The sequence below is a fragment of the Fodinibius sp. Rm-B-1B1-1 genome (assembly GCF_038594945.1).
GTDB classification, from domain to species: Bacteria; Bacteroidota; Rhodothermia; order Balneolales; family Balneolaceae; genus Fodinibius; species Fodinibius alkaliphilus.
The window spans coordinates 529,558-552,029 of the sequence record NZ_JBCFYD010000001.1; the positions used below are offsets into that span (position 1 = coordinate 529,558).

27 protein-coding genes are annotated in these 22,472 nt (G+C 45.8%); 25 read left to right on the top strand and 2 right to left on the bottom strand.

Annotated elements, in window-relative coordinates; all coding sequences use genetic code 11:
* The first annotated feature begins 226 nt into the window (after window positions 1–226).
* From AAFH98_RS02365 to AAFH98_RS02475, 23 genes are all read left to right on the top strand, one after another.
* The gene (locus tag AAFH98_RS02365; protein WP_342521069.1) at window positions 227–562 is read left to right on the top strand and encodes a hypothetical protein; all 336 of its coding nucleotides are present in this window, start codon (window positions 227–229) and stop codon (window positions 560–562) included.
* Window positions 563–697: 135 nt separating this feature from the next.
* Window positions 698–1,198: a DUF411 domain-containing protein gene (locus AAFH98_RS02370; protein ID WP_342521071.1), complete on the top strand. Its 501-nt coding sequence runs from the start codon at window positions 698–700 to the stop codon at window positions 1,196–1,198.
* An 8-nt stretch (window positions 1,199–1,206) separates the two neighbouring features.
* A complete protein-coding gene (locus AAFH98_RS02375; RefSeq protein WP_095606394.1) occupies window positions 1,207–1,494 on the top strand; it encodes a hypothetical protein in 288 nt (95 codons plus the stop codon).
* A gap of 105 nt (window positions 1,495–1,599) precedes the next feature.
* Window positions 1,600–2,157: a TlpA disulfide reductase family protein gene (locus AAFH98_RS02380; RefSeq protein WP_342521072.1), complete on the top strand. Its 558-nt coding sequence runs from the start codon at window positions 1,600–1,602 to the stop codon at window positions 2,155–2,157.
* A 28-nt stretch (window positions 2,158–2,185) separates the two neighbouring features.
* Window positions 2,186–3,985 (top strand): protein-disulfide reductase DsbD family protein, encoded by a 1,800-nt coding sequence (locus AAFH98_RS02385; RefSeq protein ID WP_095606396.1) that lies wholly within the window; start codon window positions 2,186–2,188, stop codon window positions 3,983–3,985.
* 211 nt (window positions 3,986–4,196) lie between these two features.
* Entirely contained in the window at window positions 4,197–6,263 is a 2,067-nt protein-coding gene (locus tag AAFH98_RS02390; RefSeq protein ID WP_342521073.1) for a heavy metal translocating P-type ATPase, read from the top strand.
* Window positions 6,253–6,618, top strand: a complete 366-nt coding sequence (locus tag AAFH98_RS02395) for a P-II family nitrogen regulator (RefSeq protein ID WP_342521074.1) — start codon at window positions 6,253–6,255, stop codon at window positions 6,616–6,618. The genes AAFH98_RS02390 and AAFH98_RS02395 overlap by 11 nt, the downstream gene beginning before the upstream one ends.
* A gap of 92 nt (window positions 6,619–6,710) precedes the next feature.
* A complete protein-coding gene (locus tag AAFH98_RS02400; protein ID WP_342521075.1) occupies window positions 6,711–7,097 on the top strand; it encodes a DUF302 domain-containing protein in 387 nt (128 codons plus the stop codon).
* A 59-nt stretch (window positions 7,098–7,156) separates the two neighbouring features.
* Entirely contained in the window at window positions 7,157–7,627 is a 471-nt protein-coding gene (locus tag AAFH98_RS02405) for a hypothetical protein (RefSeq protein ID WP_342521076.1), read from the top strand.
* Window positions 7,628–7,629: 2 nt separating this feature from the next.
* Entirely contained in the window at window positions 7,630–7,845 is a 216-nt protein-coding gene (locus AAFH98_RS02410) for an SHOCT domain-containing protein (RefSeq protein ID WP_342521077.1), read from the top strand.
* A 15-nt stretch (window positions 7,846–7,860) separates the two neighbouring features.
* Entirely contained in the window at window positions 7,861–8,049 is a 189-nt protein-coding gene (locus AAFH98_RS02415) for a hypothetical protein (RefSeq protein ID WP_342521078.1), read from the top strand.
* Between the two features lie 14 nt (window positions 8,050–8,063).
* Entirely contained in the window at window positions 8,064–8,363 is a 300-nt protein-coding gene (locus tag AAFH98_RS02420; RefSeq protein WP_265767936.1) for a DUF5676 family membrane protein, read from the top strand.
* Window positions 8,360–9,445 carry a site-2 protease family protein gene (locus tag AAFH98_RS02425; protein ID WP_342521079.1) on the top strand — a complete coding sequence of 362 codons (1,086 nt, stop codon included), beginning with the start codon at window positions 8,360–8,362 and terminating at the stop codon, window positions 9,443–9,445. Before AAFH98_RS02420 ends, AAFH98_RS02425 begins: the two co-directional genes overlap by 4 nt.
* A gap of 111 nt (window positions 9,446–9,556) precedes the next feature.
* On the top strand, window positions 9,557–9,772 hold the full coding sequence (locus AAFH98_RS02430; protein WP_342521080.1) for an SHOCT domain-containing protein: 216 nt from the start codon (window positions 9,557–9,559) through the stop codon (window positions 9,770–9,772).
* A gap of 17 nt (window positions 9,773–9,789) precedes the next feature.
* Window positions 9,790–10,821, top strand: a complete 1,032-nt coding sequence (locus tag AAFH98_RS02435; RefSeq protein ID WP_342521081.1) for a type II glyceraldehyde-3-phosphate dehydrogenase — start codon at window positions 9,790–9,792, stop codon at window positions 10,819–10,821.
* A 51-nt stretch (window positions 10,822–10,872) separates the two neighbouring features.
* Entirely contained in the window at window positions 10,873–11,538 is a 666-nt protein-coding gene (locus AAFH98_RS02440) for a methyltransferase family protein (RefSeq protein ID WP_342521082.1), read from the top strand.
* A 28-nt stretch (window positions 11,539–11,566) separates the two neighbouring features.
* Window positions 11,567–12,412: a restriction endonuclease gene (locus tag AAFH98_RS02445; protein WP_342521083.1), complete on the top strand. Its 846-nt coding sequence runs from the start codon at window positions 11,567–11,569 to the stop codon at window positions 12,410–12,412.
* A gap of 8 nt (window positions 12,413–12,420) precedes the next feature.
* Window positions 12,421–12,753 (top strand): glutaredoxin family protein, encoded by a 333-nt coding sequence (locus AAFH98_RS02450; protein ID WP_142715551.1) that lies wholly within the window; start codon window positions 12,421–12,423, stop codon window positions 12,751–12,753.
* An 11-nt stretch (window positions 12,754–12,764) separates the two neighbouring features.
* On the top strand, window positions 12,765–14,294 hold the full coding sequence (locus AAFH98_RS02455; protein ID WP_342521084.1) for a glucoamylase family protein: 1,530 nt from the start codon (window positions 12,765–12,767) through the stop codon (window positions 14,292–14,294).
* A gap of 55 nt (window positions 14,295–14,349) precedes the next feature.
* Window positions 14,350–15,270: a c-type cytochrome gene (locus AAFH98_RS02460; protein WP_342521085.1), complete on the top strand. Its 921-nt coding sequence runs from the start codon at window positions 14,350–14,352 to the stop codon at window positions 15,268–15,270.
* Entirely contained in the window at window positions 15,245–16,102 is an 858-nt protein-coding gene (locus AAFH98_RS02465; protein ID WP_342521086.1) for a patatin-like phospholipase family protein, read from the top strand. The genes AAFH98_RS02460 and AAFH98_RS02465 overlap by 26 nt, the downstream gene beginning before the upstream one ends.
* A 72-nt stretch (window positions 16,103–16,174) precedes the next feature.
* A complete protein-coding gene (locus tag AAFH98_RS02470; protein ID WP_342521087.1) occupies window positions 16,175–16,828 on the top strand; it encodes a hypothetical protein in 654 nt (217 codons plus the stop codon).
* Window positions 16,829–16,868: 40 nt separating this feature from the next.
* Complete coding sequence (locus AAFH98_RS02475) at window positions 16,869–17,510, top strand: class I SAM-dependent methyltransferase (RefSeq protein WP_142715547.1); 642 nt, start codon at window positions 16,869–16,871, stop codon at window positions 17,508–17,510.
* Here AAFH98_RS02475 and AAFH98_RS02480 read toward each other — a convergent pair.
* Both AAFH98_RS02480 and AAFH98_RS02485 read right to left on the bottom strand, forming a co-directional pair.
* On the bottom strand, window positions 17,507–18,943 hold the full coding sequence (locus tag AAFH98_RS02480; RefSeq protein WP_342521088.1) for a sensor histidine kinase: 1,437 nt from the start codon (window positions 18,941–18,943) through the stop codon (window positions 17,507–17,509). The two genes, AAFH98_RS02475 and AAFH98_RS02480, sit on opposite strands and share 4 nt — an antisense overlap.
* 4 nt (window positions 18,944–18,947) lie before the next feature.
* Window positions 18,948–19,670: a response regulator transcription factor gene (locus AAFH98_RS02485; protein WP_142715545.1), complete on the bottom strand. Its 723-nt coding sequence runs from the start codon at window positions 19,668–19,670 to the stop codon at window positions 18,948–18,950.
* Between the two features lie 156 nt (window positions 19,671–19,826).
* On the opposite strand from AAFH98_RS02485, the gene AAFH98_RS02490 reads away from it, so the two are divergent.
* Together AAFH98_RS02490 and AAFH98_RS02495 are read left to right on the top strand one after the other, a co-directional pair.
* Window positions 19,827–21,623, top strand: a complete 1,797-nt coding sequence (locus AAFH98_RS02490) for a copper resistance system multicopper oxidase (protein ID WP_142715544.1) — start codon at window positions 19,827–19,829, stop codon at window positions 21,621–21,623.
* Between the two features lie 63 nt (window positions 21,624–21,686).
* Window positions 21,687–22,445, top strand: a complete 759-nt coding sequence (locus tag AAFH98_RS02495) for a copper resistance protein B (protein ID WP_246068375.1) — start codon at window positions 21,687–21,689, stop codon at window positions 22,443–22,445.
* Window positions 22,446–22,472: the final 27 nt, after the last annotated feature.

Consider the following 22,472-nt stretch of genomic DNA (forward strand, 5'->3'; position numbering starts at 1 on the left):
AGACGATTTAAGAAGCCCTGGTTTGTAATCCCCTCATGACCTATTGTTTCCCTCAATTTATTATGATTACCTAATTTCTTATCTTCCTACCGAATTCTATAATCGCGGTTCTACATTGAAAGGAAATATCAGGAAATACCGTCATGCTATATTGTTGCTGCTGATCACGTTTGCAGCAAATATAGTTTTGCCATCAGCTCACCATGCGGTAACCCTGTTCTGTCAAATGGAGACCACCCCGCAACTTGTGGCCAGTGTTTCCGATAAGTCTGTCGAATGCTGCCCTGAGGTTAAGACAGAGAATGCTGATAAATCGGCAAGTACAGATCAAATTGAAAGTTGTACTTTCAGGGCAGTTTGCCAGCAATCTTTTTCCCATTCCCTTATCGACCTGACGAGCCCGTTGCCCATGGAAAAGTTGTTTGCCAAAGCTATCTGGCCGACACAAACGGTTTCCAATCACATACAGGATAAAGGACTATTCATAAACCTTCCGCTGGATAATTCGTTATCTTATTCTACTCCTCCCATCTTCTTGATAAACAGCACTTTTCTGAATTAGCAACTCTTCTCTAAGCGATACTATTAGGAGGGCTTTCCATATCCTCGCATCTAATTACATAGCCTTAGCTCCTAACCAAATAGTATCCAATCCACCTCACTGATTTTTAATTCAATAACTCTATATCCTTTAAAAATGAAATACCAAACTTCACGATCATATTTCTTGGCAGTTCTCGTCCTGTTTATCGGCATTATTGGCTGCTCCCAGGGAAAACAAGATAAAACCAATACAACAGATGATGTAGCCCTTGCACAACCCAAACCGATCAATGTGACGATGTACAAAAATCCGAACTGCAAGTGTTGCTCCAAGTGGGCCACCTACATGGAGGAAAACGGATTTTCAGTGACCGAGCAGCCGACAGATACGCTTGCCTCCGTTAAGAAACAAAAAGGTGTTCCGGATAAACTCAGTGCCTGCCATACGGTAGTTGTCAGGGGATATATCGTAGAAGGGCATGTCCCGGCCAAAGCAGTTCGGGAACTGCTTAAAAAACAACCCAACGCCAAGGGTATTACCGTGCCCGGCATGCCGGCTCAATCCCCGGGTATGGCGGAAGAGCCCGGACCAGTTGACGTATACTTTTTTAATGGGCCCGACCAAGTCGCCTATTTTGGAAAGATTAAACCATAAATGACGCTATGACATCTAAAAACAAATACAAATACCTGTTTATACTGGGAGTGCTCATTGCTGCAGGCTTTGCCCTGGCAGATTCACTGGGCTTTTTTAATCCCAAACCGTATACAGCCGTAAATCACGGCTCACACAATCATTACGTCCCTGAAAACCGAGATTCAGGAGTGGGCATCAACAAATTTCCCATGGAGGAGCCGGGACCCAGAGAGATAATTACGCCAACCGGTCAAATCGTCCGAAAGGATAAATGGGAATCTCAGCAAGCCGATTCGGCAGCCCAAAAACCTTGAGGTCGACAACTTAAACTGCTTATTCTCCCCTTCACTATAGAAATATAGGGGTAATAAATTGTTCAACCGAAAACTGCTTACACTATGAAATACTTTATCTATTCAATGTTGTTGATTGCTTTCACAGCTTGTGGAGCGGAACAGAACGAAACTACAGAACATGGTATGGGAAGTGCCACTGCCAAGAAAGTGGAACACCTTGATCCTGCTTCCGCCCCGTTACATGAGGCTAAAAAAGAAGCCCCCGCCACGGATTTCGAGATCACGCTCCTGAGTGGAGAACCGTTTCGCCTCTCCGATCAAAAAGGAAAAGTCGTACTGATGAATATCTGGGCTACCTGGTGTGCACCATGCCGGGAAGAGACTCCTGATCTTGTTGCCTTATACGAAAAATACAAAGACCAGGGATATGTCACGCTCGGTGTCTCAGTTGACGAACAGGGCGAATCGGTAGTGCGTCCGTTTATGGAAGAGTATAACGTTACCTATCCGATGTACATCGACACCGACGGTACCGTTATGGAAAAATACGGTCCTACGATGGGCATCCCGACGACCTATATTATCGGCCGGAAGGGTAATCTCCGATACTTTGCCGTGGGAGCACTGACCAATAAAGAACTTGAACCCCGTTTGAAAGAGCTTCTGGCAGAAGAAAGGTAATCCTAATCCCCAATTGCCCCTACCACCTATGAACATTCAAAAAAATCTCGTTCCACTACTTTTCACTTTTCTTCTATCCAGTATTGGTCCCCTGCTCCAAGCCCAGCCTGTGGGTAGTACCGGGAAAGTATCCACCGAAGTCAAACTCTCGCAAAATGTAATCCCAGCTGGAGACTCTATGGCTGTGGCAGTAGAAATGAATATCGATGATACCTGGCACGTCAATGCGCAAAAACCCACGCTCGATTATTTGATCGGTACTGAGCTGAGCCTTGATTCTCTTTCGGGGTTCAGTATGAGCGGAATACAATATCCCGATTCGGAACGATTCACCTTTGCCTTTGCCGATGAGCCTATCGATGTATATCAGGGCAATGCCCCAATATTTTTTACGCTCACTACTACCCCCGATATATCCCCCGGATCGTACACCATAACAGGCACCTTGCGCGTTCAGGCATGCAATGATAACTCTTGTCTGCCACCATCAACCCTTGATATTTCCATTCCTGTTGAAGTGGCCGCAGCCAATACCGGATACAAATCCATCAATCAAGATCTATTTGAGGACTATGGGCAAACATCGACAGCCGGCAATTCTTCAACGTTGTTGCCTGACAATTCCATTGCCACTATGTTCAGTGAACGCGGGGCTGTCTGGGCATTCTTAAGTATTTTCCTGATTGGACTGGCGCTTAATCTAACCCCTTGTGTGTATCCCATGCTCTCGGTCACCGTGTCGCTGTTTGGCGGACGTGCTGATCAACAAATAAGTGCATATCAGTCTTTTACAAAGGCTTTAATTTACATATTGGGCATTGTCTTTATGTACAGCGTACTGGGGGTAGCGGCTGCCTACACGGGCAGTCTGTTTGGAAGCTGGCTACAAAGTTCAGTCGTTTTGGCTGCAGTGGGGGGAATTCTGCTGGCTATGGCATTGAGTATGTTCGGACTTTATGAGTTGCAGCCACCACAATGGGTATTGCAAAAGCTGGGTGGATCCCAACGGTCTGTAGGGCCTGTAGGTCTTTTTCTTTCTGGGGTAATGGTAGGTATTTTTGCAGCCCCCTGCATCGGACCACCAGTAATCGCCCTGCTGACATTTGTAGGTGCCCAAGGTAACCCATTGTTTGGCTTTTTTACCTTCTTTGTGATGGCATTCGGTCTTGGGCTTCCGTATCTCGTCCTCGGTACCTTCAGCAGTCTACTGTCCAAACTTCCGAAATCCGGGGAATGGATGGTGTGGGTCAAAAAGGTATTTGGAGTAGTTTTGATCGGCGCTGCCCTGTTTTTCCTTGCTCTGGCCTGGTTTCCTCAATACGTACTGTATATCCTCCCCCCGACACTTATCCTGGGTGGCATCTACCTCGGATTTATGGAATCCTCCGGACAAAACCTTAAAACATTTAACCGCGTTAAACGAATAGTGGGTGTTGCCGGTATAATTGGTGGTGTTCTATTCACTATGAATCTGACAAAACCAACAGTTCAATGGGAATCATATCATCCCGATAAACTGGAAAAAGCGGCCCAGGCAGGAACACCCGTAGTACTCGATTTTTATGCTGACTGGTGCGTGCCATGCCTGGAGTTGGATCGGATCACGTTTACCAATGAAGAAGTTATCTCTGCACTGCAATCCTACCGAACGATAAAAGTCGACCTCACCGATTATGAATCCCCCGAAGCTGAAGCAATACGCAAAAAGTTTGGCGTGGCTGGCGTACCCACGATCATATTTCTGAATAAAAACGGAATAGAAATCAAAGAGTCACGAGTGGTTGGATTTGTAGGAGCAAAAGAATTTCTGAAACGAATACCAGAATGATTCAACCCAATCTCATCCTGTCGCAGCAATCAGCTCGTGTACGTATTCATCAGGAATGCTCAACACAAATTAGTTGTGTTGGGGATTACCATTTTTTAGAAATAAAAATTAAGCTTTTTAAGCTTAATTTAAGCCTCTTCTTCCTATAATACCTGAAAACCAAGGCCCATAATCTATGGGTTACCACAATAAATAGCTTAAGGATGGTATTATGGAACATTCTCACCAAGACATGAAGCACGATCATAATCACAGTGGCAATCAGCATCACGACCATGAACATAACCACGAAAATCATAGAGAACACAAGCACTCCGGTGGGCATGCTGAACACCACGCCCACATGGCCGAGGATTTTCTGAAGCGTTTTTGGATATCCATTGCCCTAACCATTCCTATCCTGATTCTTTCTCACATGATTCAGGGGTTCTTGGGATTAGGAGATACCCTCCAGTTTACCGGTGATACCTATATCTCATTCATCCTTTCTAGCATCGTGTTCTTTTATGGTGGGTGGCCATTTTTGAAGGGCCTCTACGACGAGGTAAGTGATCGCCAGCCCGGAATGATGACCCTGATCGGTGTTGCCATTACGGCCGCTTACGTATATAGCACTCTCGTAGTCTTTGCGGTAGAAGGACAGGTTTTCTTCTGGGAGCTGGCTACGCTGGTGGATATCATGCTGATCGGTCATTATATCGAGATGAAATCCGTAATGAGCGCTTCCCGAGCCCTTGAGGAACTGGCAAAATTGATGCCGTCGGAAGCGCACGTAATTCAAGAAGACGGTTCCACCAAAGACGTCCCACTTGAAGAATTGCAAAAGGGATATAAAGTGTTGGTAAAACCCGGCGAAAAGATTCCGGCCGATGGAATGGTTATTGACGGTAAGTCATCAGTTAATGAATCACTGATGACAGGAGAATCTAAACCAGTGTCCAAACAAAAAGACGATGAAGTCATCGGGGGATCTATCAATGGAGAAGGATCTCTTACGATTGAAGTTAACCGGACGGGTGAGGACTCCTTTCTCTCCCAGGTCATTGACCTTGTACGGCAAGCCCAAGAAAGCAAGTCCCGAACACAAGATTTGGCTAACCGTGCCGCATTTTGGCTTACCATCATTGCTTTAGGTGCCGGTGCGCTCACCTTCTTTGCGTGGACCTTCTTTACTACCGAAAATTTTGTATTCGCCCTGGAACGTACCGTTACCGTGATGGTGATTGCCTGTCCGCATGCGCTGGGACTGGCCGTACCACTGGTCGTAGCCGTTTCCACCAGCCTGGCCGCCCAGAATGGATTCCTGATCCGCAACCGTACCGCCTTTGAAGAAGCCCGTAATCTCGGAGCTATCATCTTCGATAAAACGGGAACACTGACCCATGGTGAGTTTGGCGTAACGGATGTCCTGACATTCAATGGCTTCGACGATAAGGAACAACTCTTGAGCCTGGCCGGCTCGCTGGAGCAAAACTCTGAACATCCTATTGCCCGTGGCATCGTGAAAGCTACTGACGGGCTGATGAAAGTAGAGGAGTTCAACTCTATCACAGGAAAGGGAATTGAAGGACGCGTAGATGGCAAACAGATTAAAGTGGTAAGTCCCGGCTACCTGCGTGAACACAACATTGACCATCCAACAGAACAGTATGAACAGCTTTCCGGTCAGGGGAAAACCGTCGTGTTCGTCATTATTGACGACCAGCTCCAGGGGGCGATCGCCCTTGGTGATAATATCCGGGAAGATTCCCGCGAGGCTATTCAAAGCCTCCACGACATGGGTATCCAGTGTATTATGCTCACCGGCGACAACCGGCAAACCGCCGCCTATGTGGCCAACGAGCTCGGACTGGATGATTTCTTTGCCGAGGTATTGCCCGAAGAAAAAGCAGCTAAAATTAGAGAAGTACAACAGCGCGGACTCAAAGTGGCCATGACCGGCGACGGTGTGAATGACGCTCCCGCCCTGGCGCAGGCCGATGTGGGTATTGCTATCGGGGCTGGTTCGGATGTTGCAGTAGAGACTGGTGATATCATTCTTACCCAGAGCAATCCCAAAGATGTAGCGTCATTAATCGCGCTTGCAAAAGCGACCTACAAGAAAATGGTGCAGAACTTGTGGTGGGCTACGGGATACAACGCCTTTGCGATACCGTTGGCTGCAGGTGTGTTATACACTTATGGCATTATTCTGAGCCCCGCCCTTGGCGCTGTGCTCATGTCACTCAGTACCGTAATCGTGGCTATTAATGCACGGTTCCTTAAAATTGAACGCTAAATCCGAGGTTATGATGAAATTAGTCAAAGCATACATCCGACCCATGCTACTGGAAGATGTTTACACAGCACTCCGCAAAGAAGGGCATTGCTGCATGACTGTTTTCGAAGGTGAAGGCACAGGTCGTTTCAGCGACCCCAATGATCAGCATGGATCTCTAAACTTCCCGGCCATGCATACGCATGTGGCAAAGATTGAAATTGCAGTGGAATCAGACGATGTAGCTACAGTTATCGATATTATTAAAAAGCATGGAAAAACGGGTCACAAAGGAGACGGCATCGTCTTTGTCTGCCCCATAGAGAGAGTAACAAGAATTCGTGACGGTAAAGAGGGTGCAACAGTTCTTAATTAACTCTTGCGCACTTTAAGGTTGCTTTAAGGGAGGTTGTTGTATGTTACAGTAGAACATCAAAACCTATTGAATCTTAAAAGACCAAAAACACTATGGAATATTTCACATCACAGAAAGTCGATCTCTCCTATGATCAGGCCATAGAAAAGGTAACTGGCCTACTGAAAGAAGAAGGCTTTGGCGTGTTGACGGAAATCGACGTCAAGGATACCCTGAAAGAGAAACTGGATGTAGATTTTAAAAAGTATAAAATCCTGGGAGCCTGCAATCCAAACTTTGCCCACAAGGCGCTGCAGGCGGAAGACAAAATTGGCGTAATGCTCCCCTGTAATGTCATTGTGGAGGAAAATGAAGATGGTACGGTAGAAGTTTCGGCCGTCAACCCGGTGGCTTCGATGCAGGCCGTTTCCAATGACCGGCTTCAGCCTATTGCCGACGAGGTCCGAACGAGATTAGAAAAGGTAATCAGCAACCTATAACAAGGAATTAAACTGGAATTAAATCCAAATAAAAGGTGACTACAATGAAACGCTTAACAATGATTCTATCCTTCATGCTACTCTTTACAACTATGGGTATGGCTCAGCAGAAGCAGGGGGACATGACACAAAAAAGACAACAAATGATGGAGATGATGCAGGACTCCACCATGCGTACTATGATGATGGAACACATGGCCCAAAATCCCCAGATGCGCCAACAAATGATGCAACAGATGATGGGCTCTATGGACATGGATCACACCATGATGATGGGGAATATGCAGAAGATGATGAATGATCCCCAGATGAAGGAGCGCATGCAAAAGCATATGGAGATGATGCAGTCCATGATGCAGGATGGTGAAATGGACCATTCTAAAATGATGGAGATGATGGGTGACTCATCCATGATGAAAATGCATATGATGTGCATGCAGATGATGAAGGGTAACATGATGGATGGACAGGGAATGATGAACAAAAAAGACGGCATGAACGGCAACAGCCACGGGCAACATCACAACTGATCATGGACTGGCTAAACGCACTGAATACCCATTGGGCCCCGGTACTGTGGCTACTTCTTGCCGGGGTCTTTCTACTGATCTGGTATCTGGCCCTGCGTGGCAAACACCGGCTTGAAATCAGAAATGCAGCCGTCGAAGTTCACCGAAGACGATTTCAAACCGGTGAGATATCGAAAGAAGAGTTCAACAGGCTCAAAAGTTCACTTACCAACAACTAACCATATCACATAAAAATGAACAAGCATACCCTTTGGATGATTATTGGTTGTGGTGTTCCACTTCTGCTTCTGTTTTTCGCCCCAATGCTGGGGCTGAGCAGTAATATAACCATCTTTCTATTTGTCGTAGCAATGTTTGCCTGCCACATCCTGATGATTGGGCACCACCGAAAAGGATCCAAACATCAAGATCATCAACATTAAATACGGAGGTCACTATGAAAACGCTAAGCATAAAAAAATTGGGAATGGCCGTTGGCACTACTGGCGCTGTTCTATATATCGGCTGTATTATCCTGATGGTTTCAGTTGGAAGAGAAGGAACCATCTTCTTCTTTAATAGCCTATTGCACGGGCTTGATGTAGAACCCATAATTCGCATGAGTGTACCGCCATTGGATGCACTGTTTGGCCTCATACAAACCTTTATTCTGGGTTGGCTGGTCGGTGCATTGATCGCGGCTATATATAATATTGGCATTGATCAGGATACACAAGAGGAAAGCAGACCATCATGAAGTGGTCCCTCTACCTCGGTAAACCAGCAGGCATCAAAGTTTTTATTCATTGGACCTTTATCCTGTTGGTTATATGGCTCTCCTGGATGCACCTGCAACAGGGGCACGGAATTTTTGAAATTATAATGGGCCTGTTCTTTCTGGCCTTACTGTTTGCTTGTGTGACGCTACACGAATTTGGACATGCCTTGGCAGCTCGCAGGTATGGTATCGATACACAGGATATCAACTTATTACCCATTGGTGGAGTAGCAAGACTTGAGCGAATGCCTGAGGACCCCAAGCAAGAATTAGTTGTTGCGGCTGCCGGTCCTGCCGTAAATGTGGCTATTGCCGGTTTACTATTCTTGTTGATACTGGTTACCGGACAGAGCCAACTCGATATTAGCCATCATGTAACGGGGAGTAATTTCCTGTCTGATTTGCTTGTAATTAATATCATCTTAGTCGTTTTCAACTTAATACCAGCATTTCCAATGGACGGAGGCCGCGTGCTCCGAGCCTTGTTGGCTTTTAAAATGAAACGTGCCAAAGCCACCCAAGTTGCTGCCTCGATAGGACAACTACTGGCCGTAGGCTTTATACTATTCGGACTTTTTTACAATCCATTCCTACTGTTTATTGGGATTTTTGTATTTCTTGGCGCTGGGGCTGAAGCCCGACAGGTCTCCATGACTGAATCTATGAAGGTGATAACAGCAAAAGATATCATGACCAGTAATTACCAGAGTATCTCCCTGAGTGCTTCTGTAGCACAGGCCGCTTCTCTCATGCTTGAAAACCGATCCTCTGAACTTGTTGTTAAAAACGGGGACCAATTTGTAGGAATCGTGTCTTATAGATCCGTTATTCAGGCACTTCAGGGTGGTAAATCAGAACGCCCAATAATTGATCTTATTCAGGATGATGTAAAAACTCTTGAGCCCAATTTATTATTGGCGGATGTCGTTGATGTCCTTCAAATGGAGGATCAATCCATGTATCCTGTTATTGGCAACAACAAGATTTGGGGCATAGTTACAAAGTCTGATCTCAATAAGATTCTTCTTGAACAACAGATAACTGCACAAGCTGAAGAATAAATAATCCCCGCCCAATTTAAGCTTGTTTTAAGGCGTCCGTTCCTATCTTACTATAAGTTTCAATACAGTCCTTACTGTATTTACCAACCGTTAATTAAAAAAATAAGGATTATGTTTTACGATCATCACTTTATAGGCATGCATTGGATATGGTGGCTCATTGTGGTTGGTATTATCCTATTGGTTGTTTTCAATATCATTCCCTATCGCCCCAAAACAGAACTGGAAGAAGATGCCATGGATATATTAAAGAGAAGGTTCGCCCGTGGTGAAATTGAGCGGGAAGAATTTGAGGAACGGAAAAAAATCTTAAAACAAAGCAATTAATATTTAAGACCAAACTTATGAAGAAAGTAAAAGTTGCCGTCAATGGCTATGGAGTAATCGGAAAAAGAGTAGCCGAAGCTGTGGACCTACAAGATGATATGGAACTTATTGGCATTGGAGATGTAGCTGCCGACTGGAGAATTCAATCAGCTGAATCAAAAGGATACTCCATATATGCCAATACCGAAGAAGGGCGGAAATTGATGACCAGCAATAACATCAAAATAGCCGGTGATCTTGATGATCTGCTTGATAGTACCGATGTAGTCGTGGACTGTGCTCCCAAAAAGTTCGGTGCTAAAAATGCCGACCGATATAAAGCAGCGGGTGTAAAATATATTGTGCAGGGCGGGGAGAAACATGAGACGACCGGGCATTCCTTCAGCGCAGAAAATAATTATTCCTCTGCTTTAAATCGGGAAAGCACCCGTGTGGTCTCTTGCAATACCACATCCATCATACGAACGCTTAGCGCATTAAAACGGGCAGGACTGCTGAATAAAGCGCGAGGTACGCTGTTGCGCCGAGCCACTGACCCGTGGGAGAGCCACAAAAACGGCATCATGAACACGCTGGTTCCCGAACCGGAAATTCCCAGTCATCAAGGTCCTGATGCACAGAGCGTGGATCCCGAATTGAATGTTGTAACCGCAGCGGTAAAAGTGCCTCAAACACTTTCTCATCTGCACTACTGGACTGTTCAATTGACCCGGGAAGCATCCAAAGAGGAAGTGTTGGAAGCGTTAGGCACCTCTTCCCGAACCGCTTTTATACGCATGGATGATGAATTATCAGCAAATAATGCTGTGAAGGAATTGATGCTGGACCTGGGCCGTCCCCATGGCGACATGTACGAAGTAGCCATCTGGGAGGATATGCTCAAGGTGCAAGGCAATGAGCTCTATTACGCCTATTTGGTCGATAATCAGGCCATCATTATTCCCGAAACCATCGATGCCATTCGAGCACTAACCGGCATAGAATCCAATCCCGAAAAATCGATAGACAAAACAAATCGATCATTGGGTATTAAGCAACGGTTTATTTAGAAAATGATCCGTTTTCATTACCAAAACTACTATAACTGACGGTATAAATACATGGAACGAGGAATAGAACATTCAGGAGCCTGGATTATCGCACTTTTTGTTATCGTTTTTGCCTCCTGGCTTTTATACAAGTATCTGGCGCCCAAAACCTGGCGGGAGTGGATGGGAGCGGGGTTGATTCAAGGCTTTATCATTGCACTATATGCAGAGATGTATGGCTTCCCGCTTACTATTTATCTGATGGTGCGATTCCTGGGAATTGACAGTGGATATGTAGATGCCAATCTCTGGTCCACATTATTAGGCATGGGTCAAACCGGCATGATGATCTCAATGATTCTGGGCTATACCCTGCTTTTCATTGGATTCGGTATTTTTATCCAGGGCTGGCGTCAGCTTTATCATGCCAAACAGGAAAACAGGCTGGCAACCGACGGATTATATAGCCTGGTCAGACATCCCCAATACACTGGATTGTTTATCGGACTTTTTGGAGAAGGCGTCATTCACTGGCCCACCATTTTCTCGGTAGGTCTGTTCCCAGCTATCGTTATCGCTTATGTTTTGCTTGCCCGAAGAGAAGAACAGAAAGTAATTGAAGAGTTTGGCGAAGAGTATCTCCAGTACAAACGAAACGTGCCGGCCTTCCTTCCGGTCAAAGGTAAATGGAAACAGTTTCTGCAACGGTCAAGTAATTCGGGCCAATCAAATTTATAGTTATTTCAATCCAATAATAGTCTAAAATATGACACCGATCACAGTCACCAAAGCATCCGGAGAAAAAGAATCATTTGATGAAAATAAACTTCGGCGTTCACTCAACAGTGCAGGTGCTGATCAACAAATTATTGATCGAATTGCAAATGCAATCTGTGAGATACTCTATGATGGCATTTCCACTCAGGAGATCTACAAAAGGGCTTTTCGACTGCTTAGACAGTATTCCGATCGTTCCGCAGGACGTTATAAGTTAAAAGAAGCATTATTGGAGCTGGGACCTACTGGTTACCCCTTTGAAAAGTTTGTTGGAGAACTACTTAAAAGGTTAGGCTACCAAACTGAAACAGGAGTTACTGTAAATGGTAATTGCGTGTCCCATGAAATTGATGTGATCGCTGAGAAGGATAACAAGCATTTCATGATAGAATGCAAATTTCACAACCGAAAAGGGCATAAATGTAATGTGAAAGTCCCCCTTTACATTCAATCGCGTTTCAAGGATGTGGAAAGAAACTGGAGTAGCCAGCCCGGTCACGAAGACAAGCAACACCAGGGATGGGTGGTAACCAATACTCGTTTTACCAAGGATGCCCTGCAATATGGCAATTGTATCGGCCTTAAACTATTAAGTTGGGACTATCCTCAAAATGTGGGGCTTAAAGATCTTATTAGCGAAGTGAATCTCCATCCTATTACTTGTCTTTCAACCCTTAGTAAGAAAGATAAACAGCAGTTGCTTCAGCAGAATATCGTTTTTTGCCAACAGTTATGTGAGAATGATAAGATCCTGACAAGCATAGGGCTGGACAGCCGAAAGAAGAATCAAGTATTGAAGGAAGCTCAGGATATCTGTAATGTCAATAAATATTAAGTACCCAAATGAATTACTCCGATGATAATCACCTCGAAAAGTATTCAACTTTAATTATTTACTGCAAGGAATGGTGTGAATACCTCCAGAAATTAGTCAATCTGCTTCGGGCCAAACAGCAAGCATTTACCTTTATCGATTTACGCTTTGATACCAAGCAAGCAAAAGCGTTGATATCTGAACTGGGAAATCCCTTGATTCTGCCAGTACTCTTCTTAAATGGGTCCTATCACGAAAAGCCCCCGATTTCGGAAGTCAAAAGTATTTTAGATCGATATCAATGGCGAAAACAGGTTGACCACAAATATTATGGTACCCTACCTGCTAAAGACCATCAGTAACCACTTTGCCTATGGCTACGATAAACGTCACAAAAGCATCCGGAGAAAAAGAACCTTATAATGAGGCTAAGCTACGCCGTATGCTGGTTGCTACCGGTGCTGATTCAAAAGTGATTGACCGGGTAATTAAGGCTATAGAAGATAAACTTTATGACGGTATTTCTACCCAAAGGATAACAGAAGAGGCATTTCGTCAGCTGCCAAAAAAATCAGAAAATATTCGATTCGAAAAGATACCATCAGAACACAAACCACCTTCCGACTTTGATAGTGGAAGATTGGATAGGTTGCAACGCCACGCTTTCGATTATTTCTTGCATGAAACTAATCCGAATAACGGGCTGGTAGCAGACAATTCACAGTTGGGTTCGCCTGCCAGTATAGCTTCGGTCGGTTTTGCATTAGGAGCCTATGTGGTGGGAGTTGAACGCGACTGGATATCACGAAGCGAAGCAGTTCAACGTACCTTATCCACCCTGCGCTTCTTTTGGACCAGCAAGCAAAGTCCCGCTCCAAATGCTACCGGACACAAAGGTTTCTATTATCATTTTCTGGATATGAAGACTGGGAAACGTGCCGGTAAGTGCGAATTGTCGACGATCGATACCGGTATTCTGCTGGCTGGTATGCTTCTGGCTGCCGCCTTTTTTGACCGCGAAACCAAACAGGAACAGGAAATCCGAACCCTGGTCGATAAGATTTATCGCCGTGTCGATTGGAAATGGGCTTGCAACGGTAAAGCCACAATTACCCACGGGTGGACACCAGAGGACGGCTTTCTACCCTATCGGTGGGAAGGCTATGACGAGGCTGGGCTCTTGTACTTCCTCGCTCTTGGCTCTCCGTCCCAACCGTTGCCGAGGGAAAGCTACAAAGCCTGGACTTCTTCCTATGAATGGAAGAAAATATATGGCTATGAATTCATCTACGGCGGCCCGCTGTTTATCCATCAGTATTCTCAAATCTGGATCGATTTTCGTGGCATCCAGGACGGCTTTATGCGTGAAAAGGGAATCGACTATTTTGAAAACAGCCGTCGGGCAACGTATGTCCAGCGAGAATACGCTATACAAAATCCATTGGACTTTAAAGGCTACGGGGAAAATTTCTGGGGAATAACAGCCAGCGACGGCCCGGGTTGGAACACAAAAAAAATCAACGGCATTGAACGCCCCTTCTTTGGCTATGTTGCCCGTGGTGCACCCTATGGTCCCGATGATGGTACGGTTGCCCCGTGGGCTGTAGTCACTTCACTACCCTTCGCACCAGAAATTGTACTGCCAACAATTCAAAATTTCCAAGATGTTTATCCCGAGATCACAGGAAAATATTGTCTGAGATGTAGTTTCAATCTTAGTTATCCAAATGGGAAAAATGCAAGTAATGGGTGGACGTCTTCCGATCATTATGGTATCAATCTTGGGCCGGTTGTCTTGATGATAGAAAACTATCGTTCGGAATTGATATGGCACCTCATGCAAGACTCCAAATACATTGTAAATGGGTTAAAAAAAGCAGGATTTAGAAACGGATGGTTATGAATCATATTAAAAGAAGTTTATCATGAATTAACTTTAACTAGAGAAGAGGGTTGTGATGAATAAAAAAGACATTGGACTTTATGCGTTAACAATTGGACTCCTCATTTTTCTATCCTCCTGTCAAATGGGAGGCTCTGGCTACATGAGTGAGGAACAACGGGAGGAATTAGAAACCGCTTACGATTCCCTGCAGTCTAATTACAAAATGCTGCTGGCAAACTACGAAGCAGAAACAGATACTCTGCCAGCGGAATTGAAATCGCTTTATTCCCAAATGCAGCAGATGCACCAACAGATGGATACCAACCATCGCCAGATGATGAGTATGCACATGGACCGGCACATGCAGGGCGATAAGATGATGGCAGAAGGCATGGGTATGCATATGCAGAATAACATGACAAGTGAATGGTACAACCAAATGATGAGTATGCACGACCGAATGGCAACTATGCATCAAAAAAGGGAGCAACAATCAATGGCAGAGATGAACAGGCGGCTTTCAGAAGGATATGCCAAGATGAGACAAATGAGCCCCAGCACGGATGAAACGTCGGAAGTTCCCTTCAATGATGAGGGAGATCCTTCTTTACTTAACGGTGAATCCCTTTTTGCCCAAAATTGTGCTTCCTGCCACGGCAATCATGCAGAAGGAATTGGCGGTGCTTTCCCACCACTTGTCGATTCAGAGTGGATAACTGGTGATAAATCCGTCCCCGTTCGCATCCTTCTTCATGGCCTTTCGGGAGAAATAGAAGTCAGCGGACAATCTTATCAGGGCAACATGCCTTCTTTTAAAGCACGACTCAGTGCAGCGGAAATGGCGGCCATTCTCAATCACCTGCGTACGAAAAGTGAGGGAGATCAACCGAATATTTCCCAAGAAGATATCATCCGAATTAGCAATACCTACAGTGACCGTGTAACCCCCTGGAATGCAGAAGAGTTGAATGTACAAGAACAAGGCAACCAATAATATGCATGCCAAGTCTAATAAAACCGCACTTGTTCTCTGCGGAGGTGGGGCCCAAGGCGCTGCTGAAATTGGTTTCTATCAAGCTATGGTGGAGCAGGGGGTAAAACCAGATTATATTATTGGCACTTCAATTGGGGCTATTAACGGGGCTTTCATTGCCTCTGGACTAGATATAAGTCAACTAAAAGAACTATGGAAAGGAATTTCAGAACAGAAACTTTACCGGTTCAACCCAGAGCTTCTATGGAAATGGGGTAATGCTTCTAGTTTGTTCAAACCCACAGGTATAAAACATTTCCTGAAAAGGAATCTACCAGTCGATTCTTTTGAAGAACTCGATATTCCGCTGACGGTAGTAGCAACCGACCTTCAAAAAGCCGGTTCCACCTATATCGATAAGGGTAAATTACAACCTGCCCTGCTAGCAAGTTGTGCCCTACCGGTATATTTTCCTCCGCAAATTATAAATGGCAATCAAATGGTTGATGGAGGAATCACCAACAACATCCCTATAGACAAAGCTTACGACCTGGGAGCAGATGCCATCTATTGCATGTTGAGCGATTGTAGACACCAGTTCAAAAACACGGTAAATGGACTGTTTAATATGATCATTCGTACTGCCCAAGTCAGCCAACACGAAAAATTGAGAAATGATATTCAAAAAATTGCTGCCAATACAGAGCTGTACCTCTTGGATCTCTGTATTAATACCCGTCTCAAGAGCGTGTTGGATTTCAGCAAGACTGAAATGATCATTGAAGAAGCATACCAATTTTCCAAACAAGCCTTGGAGCAAGGATATGGGTGCATTCCTTTGCCAGTTGAATAACTAAATAGTTATACCTGATTAATGCCTGATAAAAAAACAGAGAACTGCTTAAAACTATTCTTCATCCTGTGCTTGTATATCTTACTTCCGTCTTTAAGTTTTGGCCAGGATACCCAAATGCTACTCTTTGAAATTGACGGCAACGAGTACAAAAAATGCAACTATAGCAAAGAGGAAGAGGTTGAGTCATATCAAAAGCTAATAGTCGGTACCATAGAAGAAAAAGCCAATACCTATCGTCTTCCAGTTGAACTTTATTCATACAATGCTAAAGGGGAGCTACAAGACAGCACCAAAACAATCTACACCTGTAGACCGGACGAACGGCGCATATTATTGAATGTCTTTCCCTTTACCAACTATGGAAAAGGTAGTGAAATCAAGGTCAACCTACTGGATACCAATGCTTTTTACCCTGTAACGCCAGACCCAGGATGGGAAATGAAATCCATTGAATTTGAGATGAATATCGACAAGGGACTGGTGGGTTTTCTGGGAGGAAAAAGCAAAATAACCATCTACGACCGACAGGTTATAACTAACGATACGCTACAAGCTGGACAGTATCAAATTAACTCAGATGTAGATCTTAGTGTGTATGTACTCGGCATAAAAGTTAAAGGTTTTGCTTACAATGTAATTGAAATCATAGATAAAGAACGGGGAATCATACGCCAAAAACTTACCAGTGATGACGGGAGTTATTTCATGATACGCTTACTATAAATCCGAATAAAAATAAATTTAATATACAGTCTCGATTCGAATGAATAATTCAAATCCTAAACAAACCCAATTTACTAAAAAGCGGTACAACGCTACATCAGTTATATATAATCTGATGGAGTGGCCGGTCGAACATCTTTGGTATAAAAAATGGCGAGAAAAACTTTGGCAACAGATCCACGGTCCAAAAGTATTGGAAATCGGCGTGGGCACTGGTAAAAACATCCCGTACTACCCTAAAGAGATTGAAATAACAGGAATAGACCTTTCTCCCGGCATGCTCAAACGGGCAAAAGGGCTGCTGAAGGATAAACAAAAAGACCATGTTATCCTTAAAGAGATGGATGCCCAGGACATGGATTTTCCAGACAATCATTTTGACGAAGTGGTTGCAACCTTTGTGCTTTGCTCGGTACCAGATCCCATTTTGGGATTAAAAGAAGCCCTGCGCGTCACCAAGCCTGGTGGTAAACTTCATCTGTTGGAACACATGCGTGCTGAAAATCCTATGCTAGGTTCGTTAATGGATAGACTTGACAGCCCAATACACTATATAAGTGGTGTTCACATTGCTCGGCAAACGGTCGAAAATGTTGAAAAGGCTGGCTGGAGTATTGAAAAGGTTCAGGATTTAACTGCGAAGGGCATTTTCAAAAAAATCGAAGCGAGCAAACCGCATTAAATTTCCTTTCCATCTGCCAGCGGCAACTCAACCACGAATGTACTTCCTTTCCCCTCTCCTTCACTATAAGCTCGAATCTTTCCACCATATAATTCGATAATGGCTTTTACGAGTGGCAGCCCTAAGCCACTTCCGGACTGCTGTTGTACTTCTGACTCATTGGCCCGGTAAAACCGTTCAAAAAGATGCTTTTTGGTCTCCTCCTCAAAACCGATGCCAGTATCATTCAGGTGGATAACTGCCTTGCCGCTGCTGCGTTGTAGTTGCAGCTTTACCTGGCCACCTTCAGGTGTGTACTTCACAGCATTTTCCATCAGATTGTTGATCACCTCTTCAATGTACGCTCCATGCGCCCGGACTTGCAGGTCAGGATCAATCTGCGTTTGAATACTGATATTCTTTGCCTGAGCACTTTCCTGGTGTTGATCGGCCACTGCTTCTGTAATGCGGCTTATACAAACCTTCTCCGGCTTCGAGCGGTGTACCGATTCTACCCGTGAAAGCTGCAGCAACAGATGCACCATTTCGCTCATCTTTTGAACCTCTTTCAGCATACGCTCTATCGTTTCCTGGTATTCCTCTTTGGAACGGGGTTTACGGAGCATAATCTCGGCATTACTGCGCATCGATGAAAGTGGGGTCATGAGTTCGTGGGCGGCGTCGGAGGTAAAGCGTTTCTCTCGTTCAAAGCCTTTTTGCAGGCGATTGAGCATCATATTAAAGGTTTCGGCCAAGTCGGTCAGCTCGTCTTTTACCTGGTAGTTTACCGGAATACGTTTGTCTAAATCGGTGGCTGTGATTGATTTGGCTGCTTCATTGATAGAGGCTACCGGCGTTAGTGCTCTTCGGGAAAGCCAGTATCCCCCGAGAATAGAAAATGCCACACTTATGGCAATTAGAACCAACAGGTACCTTCTGAACCGATTCAGTTCTTCGTGCAGCGTCCATTCAAATCCGGTCACTTCCAGCCAGCCGCAAAACGTTCCACCGGAGTCATGGATCGGGTAGAAAAGTGTTCGTGCCGGCAGGTCCTGCCATTGGCTGCTGAAGGAATACTCTTCCGTCTCATTGGGGATCTCTGTTTCCAGTGGCTGATCGACATCGATAAAGTTCGGACTCCGGTAAATGAGTTGGCCGTTCTGGTTGTATAGCCGCACGTAGGTTCCGTATTCGACGCCACTTTTAAGTGCCGCATTGCGACTATATCCCGACAAGTCAATAGCCAGCGTATCCCCGGAGGTGTTGATATGCGGGAGCAGTTGTTCGGCCTCGAACCGAAGGTGGCGATCATAGTTATGATGGATCGACTGATGGTACGACTCGTATAAAAAGTAACCGAACAGGCTGAGCATCACGAACAAACTTAGCCCATACCAAAATGCCAGTTTTTTAGAGATTGAGAGCCGATCAAAAAAGCTTGTTATGCTACTCACAATGCTACTCATTGTTGTTAATTAGGTCACTATGTAGTCGATACCCTGCACCCCGAATCGTTTCAATCACCTGAGAATGATCCTCCAAGAATATTTTCCCGCATTCATCAAACGATTCGGCCAACTTCTGGCGCAGTGTTGAAATTGTAGCTTCAATGGTGTTATCGCTCACGTGGTAGGCCGAGCCCCAGACCCGCTCGGCTAATTGCGTCTTTGAAAACACCGTTTCCGGCTCTCCAAGCAACAGTTCCAACAGAATAAATTCTTTGGGCCTGAGCGAACGCTTAATACCGCATACTTTTACCCAGTGTTTGCGCGCATCCAACTCAATGGGCCCTACCGAGACCACCTCATCGTTCTGCATCTCCGAGGACCGTCGTCCCAATGCCCGAACGCGGGCCAGCAGCTCTTCAAACGAAAACGGCTTGCCCATATAATCATCGGCGCCCGCATCAAGGCCTGACACTTTGTGATCCAAATCCCCCAGGGCCGTTAGCATGAGAACGGGGAAGGTCCGCTCTTCCGCCCGCCAATGCTCCAGAATTTGCTTGCCGTCCCGATGGGGCAACCGCCAGTCCAGGATCACCATGTCGTAATCATTGACCAGTCCCTGCAGCTCAGCCTCCTCTCCGTCGTGCATCACTTCCACTACATGCCCTTCTTCTTCCAGTCCACGCTTGAGGGAACGGGCAAGCTGTTTTTCATCTTCGACTAATAATATCCACATACTACTAACTTTCTGATTATTTAAATAACGACCTAAAGATAAAAGATGCTGACCAATAATGTTTTAAGCTTGATTTAAGGTTTACCCCTTATATTGCGGCACTATCTCAGAATCATATTGCTATAACACTGAATAAAAGAGGACATATAACCAGCTATGAGTGAAGATAATAACATGACACGCCGTCGCTTTCTACGTTATACCGCCTCAATGGCGGCATTTGCAGGAGTAAGCTCCATCTTGCCAGGTTATGCCCTTGGCGGATTTAACACCACAAACGAAAACGTACTCACTCCCCAGGGACCGGACAACGTTATTGATCTGACCATCGGCAAAATGGCACACCAGATCGATGGAAAGCGAGGAGAAGCCATCGGTATTAATGGAACGGTACCTGCCCCGCTCATTCGCCTCAAAGAAGGGCAAGACGTACTGCTTCGAGTAACCAACAAGCTGGATGATACGACTTCTATCCACTGGCACGGAATCCTGTTGCCTTTCCAGATGGATGGCGTACCTGGCGTTAGTTTTGACGGCATCGCCCCCGGTGAAACCTTTGAATATCGCTATCCAGTGCGACAGAGTGGTACCTACTGGTATCACAGCCACTCGGGCCTGCAGGAACAGCTCGGCCATTACGGTCCCATGATTATCGACCCGGCCGATGAAGATCCGGTCGAATACGACCGTGAGTACCCGATCGTACTCTCCGACTGGACCTTTGAAGATCCCCACGACGTATTGGCACACAGCGTGAAGCAGGAAGGGTACTATAATTATCAGAAGCGAGACCTCGGAGAATTTATCAATGATGTCAAAGAAGATGGGTTTGGTAATGCTGTTAAGGATTATCTCTCCTTTGGCAAGATGCGGATGAGCGCCACGGATCTGCTGGATGTAACCAGTGCGACCTATACGTATCTGATGAATGGACGTGGTCCCAATTCTAACTGGAACGCCTTGTTCAAAAAAGGTGAAAAAGTGCGCCTGCGATTTATCAATGCTTCTGCCGGGACCACGGCCTTTGATGTTCGCATTCCCGGCCTGGAGATGACGGTGGTAGCCGCCGACGGCCAAAATGTGGAGGCGGTACCCATCGAAGAATTCCGTATCGGTATTGCTGAGACTTATGACGTGATTGTCGAACCCAAAGAAGAAAAACCCTATACCATTTTTGCCGAATCCCTGGACCGTAGTGGCTACGCCCGTGGCACACTTGCGCCGCGCGAAGGGATGGAAGCGCCGGTACCTGAGCTTCGCCCCCGTCCCAAACGCAGCATGAGAGACATGGGCATGATGATGGCTATGGGCGACATGGAGGGTATGGACCATGGCGATATGAACCACGGAGATATGGATCATAGCGATATGCAAATGCCGGCCATGAAGAAGACCCCCGTAAAACACGGCCCCGACAAGCACGGGCCGGGGGCAGCGGCCGTTGCCCAAAACCAGTTTGACCGGCTCGATGAACCCGGTATTGGTCTTGGCAACGACGGACGAAAAGTACTGGTCTATAACGATCTAAAAAGCCTGCGTCCCAACAAAGACACCCGCGATGCCCAGCGTGAAGTAGAACTACACCTAACCGGCAATATGGAACGCTACATGTGGTCGTTCGACGGCGAGCAGTTTCATGAAGTGGATGGTCCCATTGAATTTACCCACAACGAGCGGCTCCGGCTCACGCTGGTCAATGACACCATGATGGAACACCCGATTCACCTACACGGCATGTGGATGGAGCTGGAAAACGGAAACGGGCAATACAATCCCCGCCAGCATACCCTGCTCGTACAACCTGCGCAGCGGATTTCGGCCCTCATTACGCCACGTGACAAAGGGCGTTGGGCCTTCCACTGCCACATCCTCTACCACATGGAACGCGGCATGTTTCGCGTGGTCCAGGTGGCCGACGAAGACGGCAGCATCTACGGACAGGACTATTCGTAAGTACATCCAACGAGCCTTAACGAACGAATTCTTTCTGACATACAAAATTGCACCATAATGACCATGATTAAACGCACCTCATCATTCATTCTCACTATTTTCGCTATCATCATAATCACCGGCAGTTCGGCCTTTGCCCAAAAAGCACCTGAGTTCAGCAACGACTTGATGATGGACGATAAAACCTACGTCTATCTGATTGCTGAAAAGTTGGAGTACCGCAGCGTTAGCGGCGTCAATCCCCTGATGTGGGAAGTGCAAGGGTATGTAGGCAAAGATCTGAACAAATTATGGTTTAAATCTCACGGCGAAGCGCTGACCACCGAGAGCGAAGCCGAAATGGAATTCCAAGGCCTCTACAGTCGGGCCATTGGTCCTTATTTTGACATTCAGGGAGGAATAAGATACGACCTGGCCTATGAAGATGGGGGCAACAAGTCCAGAGGTTTTGCGGTAATTGGCCTGCAAGGCATGGCCCCCTATTTCTTCCACGTTGATGGCGGTATGTTTGTCAGCGAGGACGGTGATATTTCGGCCTCATTGGAAGCGGAGTATGACCTACTATTTACGCAACGACTGATCGGTCAGCCGATCTTCGAAACCAGTGTGGCCCTGCAGGATGTTCCGGAATGGGGCGTCGGATCCGGATTTAACGACATCGGGCTCGGCTTCCGGCTCCGTTACGAGTTCGTCCGGGAATTTGCTCCCTATATCGGCATCAACTGGGAACGCAAGCTGGGCGAAACCGCCGATATGGCTCGCGCTGAAGGCGGACATGTGAGTAACCTGAGTTTGCTCGGCGGCGTTCGCATGTGGTTTTAATGGTTGATTCTACTTTAATTAATATTA